Below are 11,894 nucleotides of genomic sequence, written 5' to 3'. Positions count from 1 at the left end.
CAGGTCCGCGATGCGGGCTCAGCCGACCCTGACGAAGGGTGCCGTCTTGCACGGCAGGCCATGGGCGTCGATCAGCCAGAGCAGGTAGAAGCCGGGAGGCGCCACGGTGCCGTCCGGGGGTGCGGTGACGGTGAGCGAGGAGCCCGCGCCGGTGAACGGCACGCTCACATACCGCTGGTCGCCGTCGAAGGAGTGCGTCACGGAGCCGCACCGCATGAGGACGACCTTCGCGATCGCAGTGGCGGTGGAGGTCGGGGTGTACTCGACGCGGAAGCTCTGGCCGTAACCGACAGCGCCCGGTGCGGACTTGACGGTCACCCGGTCGGCGACCGCCACGTAGTCGGGCTCGAACAGCTCGATGGAGAGGTTCGGGGTCGAGGTGTCGTTGAACTCCGAGCCGGCCGTCCACACGCGGCCGTCGGGCGTGAGGAGCGCGACCGAGTGGTATCCCCGGGTCTCGGCCGCGACCGCGCCGGTGCTCCAGCTGCCGCCGGCCGCCGACGGGTGGTACAGCTCGGCCGTGCGGACGCCGTCGGTTTCCTTGTACATCTCCTTGGTGACGCCTCCGGAGACGAGCACGTCTCCTGTTGGCAGGAGCGTGGCGGTGCAGAAGTAGCGCACCGGCGGCCGGCCCGAGCCGGGGTCGGTCAGAGTGCGCGCCGGCGTGGGCGTCCATTGCGGGTTCGCGGCCCCGAGGTCGGTGACGACGGCCTGCTGGGCGCCGCAGGCCAGGACCCGCGGGCGGTAGTTCTCCTCGTGGTGCAACGGCAGCAGCACGGAGGTGGTGGGCTGGCTCGTGAAGAAGCGGTCCAGGTACATCCCGTCGATCGCCTGCGGCCCGGTGAAGGCGCGCGTGACCTGCTGACCACCGGTGCTGTAGCAGAGGCTCTTGTCCATGACATCCACCGCGTAGGGCGGCGAGGTGTCGTCCGGATTCGCCGAATACAGGTTGCCGGACTGCGGGTTGGTGGTCACGATCCGGCTGTAGAGAGGCTGTACGACGAAGATCTCGCCGGTGTGCGGCAGCACATGCAGCCGCGGGTAGTAGACCGCGTAGTCGTGGGCCCCGCTCACCCCGAGCTGTTTGTCCACGCCCTGCCAGGAGTTGCTCTGCTGGTGGTAGATCTCCGGCTTGGTGTTGTTGTGCCGCTCGTCGTAGTCGTAGCGCCGGTCCCCGTACATCCCGATCAGCGGATGTCCCGTCAGTGCGAAGACGCCGCCGTCCGCGAGCGTCACGAGCGTGGGATACCACCGTCCGCCGCCCATGGGCGCGCCCGCCGCCCGCTGGGCCGGATCCCGGCTCAGATCTCCCGCGAACACCCAGAACTGCCCGTTGAGGATGAGGAACCAGGCTTGCCAGCCGGGTCCGGGCTCCCACCAGGCGCTCCACACCGCCCCGTCCGTGCCCGTGGCGAAGAGGTCCAGGTGCTGGTCACCGTGCCAGAGGGCGGTGACGGTGGCGCCGGGGCGCATCTTGACTTCGGGGTGGATGAGGAACCAGGGTCGCCAGCTGCTGCCGGGGTCCCACCAGGTGCTCCAGACCGCCCCGTCCGTGCCCGTGGCGAACAGGTGCAGGTGCTGGTCACCGTGCCAGAGCGCGGTGACCGTGGCGCCCGGCTGCATCTTCACTTCGGCGTGGATGAGGAACCAGGGCCGCCAGCCGGGTCCGGCCTCCCACCAGGCGCTCCACACCGCCCCGTCCGTGCCGGTGACGAACAGGTCGAGATGGTCGGCGTTCCGCCACAGCGCCGTGACCGTGGCGCCCGGTTGCATCTTCACCTCGGGGTGGACGAGGAACCAGGGCTGCCAGCCGGGTCCGGCCTCCCACCAGGCGCTCCACACCGCCCCGTCGGTGCCGGTGACGAAGAGGTCGAGGTGGTCGGCGTTCCGCCACAGCGCGGTGACCGTGGCGCCGGGGCGCATCTTGACTTCGGGGTGGATGAGGAACCACGGCCGCCAGCCACTGCCGGGGTCCCACCACGTGCTCCAGACCGCCCCGTCCGTGCCCGTGGCGAACAGGTCCAGGTGCTGGTCACCGTGCCAGAGCGCGGTGACCGTGGCGCCCGGCTGCATCTTCACTTCGGGGTGGACGAGGAACCAGGGCCGCCAGCCGGGTCCGGCCTCCCACCACGTACTCCACACCGCCCCGTCGGTGCCGGTGACGAAGAGGTCGAGGTGGTCGGCGTTCCGCCACAGCGCGGTGACCGTCGCCCCCGGTCGCATCCGTACCTTCGGCTGGATCTGGAACCACGGCACCCACCCGGTGCCGGGCTCCCACCAGCTGCTCCAGACCGCCCCGTCCGTACCGGTGGTGAAGAGGTCGAGGTGCCGGTCGCCGTGCCAGAGTGCCGTGACGGCCGCTCCGGGCTGGGCCCGGAACTGCGCCGTGTGATCGAACAGCCAGCTGGCGCGCGTGCCGCTCCAGTGCGCGTGGTGCGGATCCCCTTCGGCGGGGTCGGGCCAGTGCTGCGTACCGCCCGCGACGACCAGCCGCCCGTCCGGCCGGAACGCGTGGCCGCTGCAGAACAGGTCGGCGTCCGGCGAGCCCGGATTGGACACCTGTCGTGTCGCGCAGTCGTACAGCCTGGTGTGATCGATCTGGGCCTTTCCCGCGGGATAGCGGGAATCGGCCACCGGGTTCGGCTCGTTCTCGATGGCCTCCCATAAGGGAGCCTCCACCCACTGACTGCCCGAGAAATAGAGCACCCGGCCCTGTTGTCCGGCCGGCAGCAGTGCCGCGTGCACCGCGAGCACCTGTGCCGCACCCCCGGTCCCGTCCGGCCCCGAGCCGCCACCGACGTACACCCACCTGCTCATCGCAGCCTCCCCGTTGACGTAATCGCCCATTCTGAGCAATCAGCTCATTCTGTGCCGGTGGCCCGGTGCTCGAGCAGCGGCGCCGGGGAGTCCGGCGGCCGGATGGTCGTGCGCGGGCGCGCGGCTTGCGTAACCGCGCGCCCGGGCTTGAAGAGCCGCCCCTGCGTCACGGCGAGCGCGGTGGACAGAGCCCGTCCACTCCAACGGTTCGCATACCGAACATGAACAACCGGTCAACGAACGATTTCCAGCCAAATTTATGACGCGGTCCTGACAGACGCGCTGATCCCCTGCCACTCTTCCCACGGCCGACTCACAACAACCCCACAGTTCGCGCACGCTCGCGTGAGCCGGCTCTGCACCTGCACGTGGTTCCGCGTAACGCCCTGTTCTGCCCGGACGTCCCAACCCACCGTCCGGTCTCCCCTGGCCGCGCGACCCGCGGTCACGCAGAAGGAGTCAGTGTGAGCAGCACCTCTCGCAGACGCACCTCCCACATAGCGCACCGCCGCACCGCCACCGTCGCCCTCGCCGGCGTCGCCGCCCTGATCGCCGCGGCCCTCCAGTCCGGCGCCGCGTCCGCCGCCCCGGCGAAGCCGCAGGCCGGCAAGGTCAACCCCGCCCACGTGGCCCTCAAGCTCTCGCCCTCGCAGCGCGCCGAGCTGATCCGGCACGCCGATGCCGAAAAGGCCGACACGGCCAGGGCGATCGGCCTCGGCAGCAAGGAAAAGCTGGTCGTCCACGACATCGTCAAGGACGCCGACGGGACCCTGCACACCCGCTACGAGCGCACGTACGCGGGCCTGCCGGTGCTCGGCGGCGACCTGATCGTCGACACCGCCAAGTCGGGCGCGGTCAAGAGCGTCATCAAGGCCGCCAACGCCACGCTGAAGATCGCCGGTCTCACCCCGGCCGTGACGAAGTCGGCCGCCGAGAAGCAGGCCGTGCAGCGCGCCAAGGCCCTCGGCAGCACCAAGTCGGCCGCGGACAGCGTGCGCAAGGTGATCTGGGCGGCCTCCGGGAAGCCCGTCCTCGCGTACGAGACCGTCGTCGGCGGCCTCCAGGACGACGGCACCCCGAACCAGCTGCACGTCATCACCGACGCCGCCACGGGCAAGAAGCTCTTCGAGCACCAGGGCATCGAGACCGGCGTCGGCAACACCCAGTACAGCGGCCAGGTGACGCTGACCACGACCCAGTCGGGGTCCAACTACACGCTGAACGACGGGGCACGCGGCAACCACAAGACGTACAACCTGAACCACGGCTCCTCGGGCACCGGCACCCTGTTCTCCCAGACCAACGACACCTGGGGCAACGGCACCACGTCCAACGCCGCCACCGCGGGCGCGGACGCCCACTACGGCGCCGCGGTCACCTGGGACTTCTACAAGAACACCTTCGGCCGCAGCGGCATCAAGAACAACGGCGTCGGCGCCTACTCCCGCGTCCACTACGGCAACGCGTACGTGAACGCGTTCTGGGACGACAGCTGCTTCTGCATGACCTACGGCGACGGCTCCGGCAACGCCGACCCGCTGACCTCGCTGGACGTCGCGGGGCACGAGATGAGCCACGGCGTCACCTCCAACACCGCCGGCCTCGACTACAGCGACGAGTCCGGCGGCCTGAACGAGGCGACCAGCGACATCATGGGCACCGGCGTGGAGTTCTACGCCAACAACAGCAAGGACGTCGGCGACTACCTCATCGGCGAGAAGATCAACATCAACGGCGACGGCACCCCGCTGCGCTACATGGACAAGCCCAGCAAGGACGGCGCGTCCAAGGACAGCTGGTACTCGGGTCTCGGCGGCCTCGACGTGCACTACTCCTCGGGCCCCGCGAACCACTTCTTCTACCTGCTGAGCGAGGGCAGCGGCGCCAAGGTCATCAACGGCGTCAGCTACAACTCGCCCACCGCGGACGGCCTTCCGGTCACCGGCATCGGCCGGGACAAGGCACTGCAGATCTGGTACCGGGCGCTGACCACCAAGTGGACGTCCACCACCGACTACGCGGGCGCCCGCACCGGCACCCTCGCCGCGGCCGGCGAGCTGTACGGCACCACGAGCGCCGAGTACAAGGCCGTCCAGGACGCCTGGGCGGGCGTCGCCGTCGGCTCCCGCTCGGGCGGTGGCGGCGGTGGCGGCACCTCGTACGAGAACACCTCGCCGGTGTCGATCCCGGACAACGGGCCCGCGGTGACCTCCTCGATCACCGTCTCCGGCAGGAGCGGAAATGCGCCAAGCAACCTTCAGGTGAGCGTCGACATCACGCACACCTGGCGGGGTGACCTGGTGATCGATCTCGTCGGTCCGTCGGGCACCTCCTACCGCCTGAAGAACTTCTCCTCGTCCGACTCGGCGGACAATGTGAAAGAGACCTACACGGTCAACGCTTCCTCCGAATCGGCCAATGGTGCCTGGAAGTTGAAGGTCCAGGACCAGGCGGCACAGGACGTCGGCACCATCAACAGCTGGAAGCTGACGTTCCCGTAAACCGCACACCACCAGCGCGGGAACACGGCGCCGCCGGAGGGTTCCGACACCCTCGGGCGGCGCCCGTTTACATAGCTGAAACGTTTACCGGACAGTCGGTTTTCGGCCAACATCACTTCAGGGTCCTGACATGTACGCGGCGCTGATGCCACAGTTCCTTCACCCGCCGCAGCAGCACCGCAACTTCACAACGCCATACTCACCGGCCAGTAACCCCACACTGCCCGGTCTCCCCCACGAGAAGGAGCTTTCGTGAGCCCCCTCTACGCGCGTCACAAGCGCACCACTCTGGCCATCGCCACCGCTGTCGCTGCCGGAGCCCTGCTCACCACTGGTCTGACCACCAGTGCCAGCGCCCAGACCCCGGCCGGGATCGCCGCCGCCAAGCCTCTGGCCGCCGCCCCGACCGCGCTGTCCGCCGCTGCCCGTACCACCCTGGTCCAGAAGGCCCAGGCCGCCGCTGCCGAGACCGCGCAGCACATAGGCCTCGGCGCCAAGGAGAAGCTCGTCGTCAAGGACGTCGTCAAGGACGTCGACGGCACCGTCCACACCCGCTACGAGCGCACCTACGCGGGCCTGCCGGTGCTCGGCGGCGACCTGGTCGTGCACACCGCCGAGTCGGGCAAGACCGAGGGCGTCACCAGAGCGACGAAGTCGGCCATCAAGGTGGCCTCGCTCAAGCCGCAGATCTCCGCCGCCAAGGCCGAGAAGCAGGCGGTCGGCGCCGCCAAGACCCTCGGCTCCGCCAAGAACTCGGCGAACGGCGCGCGCAAGGTGATCTGGGCCGGCTCGGGCAAGCCCGTCCTCGCCTACGAGACGATCGTCGGCGGCCTCCAGGACGACGGCACCCCGAACCAGCTGCACGTCATCACCGACGCCGCCACCGGCAAGAAGCTCTTCCAGTACCAGGGCATCGAGAACGCGACCGGCACCGGCAAGACGCTGTACTCGGGCAGCGTCAGCCTCAACACCACGCAGTCGGGCTCGACGTACCAGCTGAACGACAGCACGCGCGGCGGTCACAAGACGTACAACGTGAAGCACAGCACGAGCTCCGGCACCGGCACCCTGGTCACCAGCTCGACCAACGTCTTCGGCACCGGCACCGCCTCCAGCTCCGCCACCGACCAGACCGCGGCCGCCGACGCCGCCTACGGCGCGCAGGAGACCTGGGACTTCTACAAGAACACCTTCGGCCGCTCCGGCATCAAGGACGACGGCAAGGCCGCGTACTCCCGCGTGCACTACGGCAGCTCGTACGTCAACGCGTTCTGGGACGACAGTTGCTTCTGCATGACCTACGGCGACGGTGAGGGCAACACCGACCCGCTGACCTCGCTGGACGTGGCCGGCCACGAGATGAGCCACGGCGTCACCGCCAACACCGCCGGTCTGGACTACTCGGACGAGTCGGGCGGCCTGAACGAGGCCACCTCCGACATCTTCGGCACCGGTGTCGAGTTCTACGCCAACAACGCGTCCGACAAGGGCGACTACCTCATCGGCGAGAAGATCGACATCAACGGCGACGGCACCCCGCTGCGCTACATGGACAAGCCCAGCAAGGACGGCGGCTCGGCGGACTCCTGGTCCTCCTCGGTCGGCAACCTGGACGTCCACTACTCGTCCGGCGTCGCGAACCACTTCTTCTACCTGCTCTCCGAGGGCAGCGGCGCGAAGACGATCAACGGGGTGTCGTACAACTCCCCGACGTCCAACGGCTCCACGGTCACCGGCATCGGCCGGGACAAGGCGCTGCAGATCTGGTACAAGGCGCTGACGACGTACTTCACGTCGACCACCAACTACAAGGCGGCCCGCACCGGCACGCTGAGCGCGGCGGCGGCGCTGTACGGCTCCGGCAGCACCGAGTACAAGGCGGTCGCTGCGGCCTGGTCGGCAGTCAACGTCAGCTGACCTCAGGGCACTTGAGTGAGGGCGGTACCCGGGCGGAAGGCGTCCCGGGTACCGCCCTACGCTTGTGACCCATGTCCTCGGCGCCCTTCACCTACGAGCCGGTCGGCACGACCCGCGACGACCTGACCTCCTGCCCGCCCGGCTTCCACCCCCTGCTCGTGCGCACGCGCCTCGGCGAGGGCCCGGAGGTCTTCCACCGGGCCGCCGAGGCGGTCCTCACCTGGGAGATGCACCGCGCCCTGGGCGTGGGCATCGACGCCACCGCGGACCGGGCGGCTCCCGATGTCGACGTCACGGTCACCCTGGCCGGCCTCATCAAGGCCCCCTGCCGCATCATCTGGACGGTCGAGGAACCCCGCCGCGCCGGCTGGGCCTACGGCACCCTGGAAGGCCACCCCGAGTGCGGCGAGGAGGCCTTCGTGGTCGACCGCACGGGTGACGGCACGGTGTGGCTGACCGTCGCCGCGTTCAGCCGCGGCCGGAAGTGGTACGCCCGCGCGGGCGGGCCGGCGACCCGGGGCTTGCAGCACGCGTACGCCCGTAGGTGCGGGGCGGTGCTGAAGCGGCTGTGCGCTCAGTTCGAAGAGGGCTGAGCGTCCGGGTCGGGCAGGGGCTGCAGAGTGCCCCGAGGACCCTCCGCGACGATCTCGCGGAGGGCCGCCGTCATGGCGGGCACCCCGGGCTCGGGCACGATCACGAGGTCCGGGCAGGCGAAGAAGGCGCCGCCGCCGTGCTCACCGGTCGCCTTCCAGCGCGTCAGCACCTCGGCGACCGCGTCGAGCGTCAGCATCGAGGCGGTCCACTTGCTGCCGTCGGGAAGCCGCACCCAGGCGTCGACGTCGCTGACCGTCTCCACCTCGTCCTCGGCGCCGAGCAGGAAGTACGCGCTGAATCCCGGCTCCCTGACGACGTGGTAGATCTCCTCCAGCGTGGCCTCGGTCAGCACGGGCTCGTCGTCGTCCATGGGCGCCATTGAATCCCATGGGCGTCAGCGCAGCAGCACCCCCGCCCCCTCCACCGTCTCCTGCGACGGCACCGCCACCAGCCCCAGTTCCACGCTCGCCGCGAGGAGGCGGTGGGCCGGCAGGATGCGGACCGTGTAGCCGTAGGGGCCCGTGCGGTCCAGGGAGAGGGGGCCCTCGTAGAGGCGGCGGCCCTCCAGGTCGGGGGCCCCGGTCGGCTTCAGCGGGACCGTCGTGGCGTCGGTGATGCGGTCCTCGGCGTCGACCCGGCCCGAGACCGCCTGCACCTCGACATCGTCGGGGCTCAGCTCGCCCAGCCCCACCCGCACCCGAAGGCCCACGGTCGTGCCCAGTTCCGCGGTGGCCGCCTGGGCCGTCGTCTCGACGTGGTCCACGCTCACGCCCGACCAGGCGGCGCGCACCCTGGCCTTCCAGGCGGCCAGTTCACCTGCCGTCTGCGGGGTCAGCGCGCGCTGGGACAGGGCGGCGGGCGCGTACAGCCGGTCGACGTACTCGCGGACCATGCGGCCCGCCAGCACCTTCGGGCCGAGCAGTGTGAGCGTGCGACGGACCATCTCGATCCAGCGGTCGGGCAGCCCGCCCCGGCCGCGCTCGTAGAAGCGCGGGGTCACCCGCTGTTCGAGAAGGTCGTAGAGGGCGGCGGCCTCGATGGCGTCGCGGCGGTCCGGGTCGGTACCCGCGCCGTCCGCGGTGGGGATGGCCCAGCCGAAGTCCGGCTTGAACCATTCGTTCCACCAGCCGTCCAGTACGGAGAGGTTGAGGCAGCCGTTGAGCGCGGCCTTCATCCCGGAGGTGCCGCAGGCCTCCAGCGGGCGCAGCGGGTTGTTCAGCCAGACGTCGCAGCCCGGGTAGAGCTTCTGCGCCATCCCCATGCCGTAGTCGGGGAGGAAGACGATGCGGTGGCGCACGCGCGGGTCGTCGGCGAACCGCACCAGCTCCTGCACCAGCCGCTTCCCGCCGTCGTCCGCCGGATGCGCCTTGCCCGCGACGACGATCTGGAGGGGCCGCTCCGGGTGCAGCAGCAGTTCCATCAGCCGGTCGCGGTCCCGCAGCATCAGCGTGAGCCGCTTGTAGGAGGGGACGCGGCGGGCGAAGCCGATGGTCAGGACGTCGGGGTCGAGCACGCCGTCGATCCAGCCCAGCTCGGCGTTCCCGGCTCCGCGTTGCCGCCAGGAGGCGCGCAGCCGGTCCCGTACCTCCAGCACCAGCTGTTCGCGCAGGGTGCGGCGCAGCTCCCAGATCTCCTGGTCCGGGATGTCCTCGACGGAGTCCCAGCGCTCGGAGGCGCCGACGGTCAGCGCGTCCTCGGCCCGCTGGGCGCCGACCTCCCTAACGCCCAGCCGGAGCACCTCCGGGGCGACCCAGGTCGGGGCGTGCACCCCGTTGGTGACCGAGGTGATCGGCACCTCCTCGGAATCGAATCCCGGCCACAGTCCGGCGAACATCTCCCGGCTGACCTGACCGTGCAGCAGCGAGACCCCGTTCGCCCGCTGGGCCAGCCTGAGCCCCATCACGGCCATGTTGAACAGGTTCGCCTCGCCGCCCGGGTAGGTCTCCATGCCCAGCGCCAGGATCCGCTGCACGTCGATGCGCGGCAGTTCGGCGTCCGCCCCGAAGTGCCGGGCGACCAGCTCCCGGTCGAACCGGTCGATGCCGGCCGGGACGGGGGTGTGCGTGGTGAACACGGTCCCGGCCCGTACCGCCTCCAGCGCGGAGTCGAAGTCCAGGTCCGCGTCGCACAGTTCGGCGATCCGTTCGAGGCCGAGGAAGCCGGCGTGTCCCTCGTTGGTGTGGAACACCTCGGGCTCCGGGTGCCCGGTGAGCCGGCAGTAGGTCCGCACGGCCCGGACACCCCCTATCCCCAGCAGCATCTCCTGCAGCAGCCGGTGTTCGCTGCCACCGCCGTACAGCCGGTCGGTCACCCCGCGTTCGCCGAGGTCGTTCTCCTCCACGTCCGAGTCGAGCATCAGCAGCGGCACCCGGCCCACCTGGGCCAGCCAGATCCGGGCGTGCAGCGCCCGGCCGCCGGGCAGGGCGAGGGAGACCCGGGCCGGAGTGCCGTCGGCCTCCTTCAGCAGGCTGAGGGGCAGCTCGTACGGGTCGAGCACCGGATAGTGCTCCTGCTGCCAGCCGTCCCGGGACAGGGTCTGGCGGAAGTAGCCGTGCCGGTAGAGCAGTCCGACACCGATCAACGGGACCCCGAGATCGCTGGCCGCCTTCAGATGGTCGCCGGCCAGGATGCCGAGCCCGCCGGAGTACTGGGGCAGGGCGGCCGTGATGCCGAACTCCGGGGAGAAATAGGCGACGGCGGCGGGCAGCCCGTCGCCCTGCTGCTGGTACCAGCGGTCTCCGGTCACATAGTCGTCGAGCTCGTCGGCGACCGCGGTCAGCCGGCGCAGGAACCGCCGGTCCCCGGCCAACTCGGCGAGCCGGGCCGGGCGTACCCCGCCCAGCAGCCGCACCGGGTCGCCCTCGGCGGCGGCCCAGCGTTCGGGGTCGACGGACTGGAACAGATCGCGCGTTTCCGCATGCCAGGACCAGCGCAGATTGCGCGCCAGGTCGCTCAGCGGCCGGAGGGGTTCGGGGAGAACGGGACGGACGGTGAACCGACGGATCGCCTTCACATTCCACCTCGGACGCGTTACGGGGTGAGACGCACAGCACTGTACGTCTCGTCGTCAGTGTCGACGGTAGTGGTTACCGGGGGGTCGGTGGGGACGTACCGGAGCGGGTGTCGGGGCGCGGAGGGAGCACGGCGCGGGCGGCGCCGGGGCGTGGGGACGCGGTCGGCGGGCACCTGGAAAAGTGGGCCGGTCTTGTGCGTAGACATACGCGTGAGTAGTTAACAAAGTGCCGGATTGCCCACCCGAATAGGGTGGGAAGGCTCCTCCGGTACGCCCCACAGCAGCACACAGCTCTTCCGCAGGACCCACCTCCCCATATCCCTCCGCCCACACCCACGTTGAAGCGGACAGGAGCGGTCATGCCCGCCACGCACCACCACTCGTCAGCCCACCCGGCCACCAGCAGGACGGCCGGAAAGAAAACTTCGGGTAAGAAAACGGGAACGCCGGCGGAGAACCTCCGCGACCCGGCCCCGCAGCGCCCGGCTCCGGCCGGCACCACCACGGTCGTCGGCCGTATCCCCGTCCTCGACGTACGCCCCGTGGTGCAGCACGGGCGCAGGCCCGCCAAGGCCGTGACGGGCGAGTCGTTCGAGGTGTCGGCCACCGTCTTCCGGGAGGGACACGACGCCGTCGCCGCCAACGTCGTGCTGCGGGATCCCGGGGGCCGCCCGGGCCCCTGGACACCGATGCGCGAACTCGCCCCGGGCACCGACCGCTGGGGCGCCACCGTCACGGCGGGCGAGCCCGGCCACTGGACCTACACGGTGGAGGCCTGGTCGGATCCGGTCGCCACCTGGCGGCACCACGCACAGATCAAGATCCCGGCGGGCATCGACACCGGTCTGGTCCTGGAGGAGGGCGCACGGCTGTACGAGCGGGCGGCCGCCGGGGTCCCCGAAGAGCAGCGGGACACCGTGCTGGAGACCGCTGCCGCGCTGCGGGACGAGGACCGCCCGGCCGCCTGGCGGCTCGCGGCGGCACTGTCACCGGAGGTGGACGCGGTGCTGTCCCGCCATCCGCTGCGGGAGTTGGTCACCGCCTCCGATCCC

The 11,894-nt window shown here is 70.4% G+C and carries 7 protein-coding genes; 4 read left to right on the top strand and 3 right to left on the bottom strand.

Translation table 11 applies throughout. The features are described 5' to 3' along the window. Nucleotides 1-18: 18 nt before the first annotated feature. The gene (locus AQI88_RS39695) at nt 19-2,817 is read right to left on the bottom strand and encodes a galactose oxidase-like domain-containing protein (protein ID WP_159050522.1); all 2,799 of its coding nucleotides are present in this window, start codon (nt 2,815-2,817) and stop codon (nt 19-21) included. A 464-nt stretch (nt 2,818-3,281) separates the two neighbouring features. Here AQI88_RS39695 and AQI88_RS39690 point away from each other — a divergent pair, with 464 nt between their 5' ends. The 3 genes from AQI88_RS39690 (at nt 3,282) to AQI88_RS39680 (ending at nt 7,828) form a co-directional block, all read left to right on the top strand. Further along, nucleotides 3,282-5,318 (top strand): M4 family metallopeptidase, encoded by a 2,037-nt coding sequence (locus AQI88_RS39690; protein ID WP_067010097.1) that lies wholly within the window; start codon nt 3,282-3,284, stop codon nt 5,316-5,318. Nucleotides 5,319-5,570: 252 nt separating this feature from the next. Beyond that, the gene (locus tag AQI88_RS39685; RefSeq protein ID WP_067010095.1) at nt 5,571-7,235 is read left to right on the top strand and encodes a M4 family metallopeptidase; all 1,665 of its coding nucleotides are present in this window, start codon (nt 5,571-5,573) and stop codon (nt 7,233-7,235) included. A 71-nt stretch (nt 7,236-7,306) separates the two neighbouring features. After that, nucleotides 7,307-7,828, top strand: coding sequence for a DUF1990 domain-containing protein (locus tag AQI88_RS39680; protein ID WP_067010094.1), 522 nt, complete (start codon nt 7,307-7,309; stop codon nt 7,826-7,828). Here the strand turns inward: AQI88_RS39680 and AQI88_RS39675 are convergent. Further along, entirely contained in the window at nt 7,810-8,199 is a 390-nt protein-coding gene (locus AQI88_RS39675; protein ID WP_208616048.1) for a hypothetical protein, read from the bottom strand. The two genes, AQI88_RS39680 and AQI88_RS39675, sit on opposite strands and share 19 nt — an antisense overlap. 24 nt (nt 8,200-8,223) lie before the next feature. Continuing rightward, nucleotides 8,224-10,842 carry a glycosyltransferase family 1 protein gene (locus AQI88_RS39670; protein ID WP_067010091.1) on the bottom strand — a complete coding sequence of 873 codons (2,619 nt, stop codon included), beginning with the start codon at nt 10,840-10,842 and terminating at the stop codon, nt 8,224-8,226. A 359-nt stretch (nt 10,843-11,201) separates the two neighbouring features. Here AQI88_RS39670 and AQI88_RS39665 point away from each other — a divergent pair. Then, nucleotides 11,202-11,894 (top strand): maltotransferase domain-containing protein (locus tag AQI88_RS39665; protein WP_159050521.1); only part of this gene is annotated, 693 nt, incomplete at its 3' end.

The sequence above is a fragment of the Streptomyces cellostaticus genome, assembly GCF_001513965.1.
Lineage (GTDB): Bacteria > Actinomycetota > Actinomycetes > Streptomycetales > Streptomycetaceae > Streptomyces > Streptomyces cellostaticus.
Note: the sequence above shows the minus strand (reverse complement) of the source record. Positions and strands in the feature narration are given on the sequence as shown.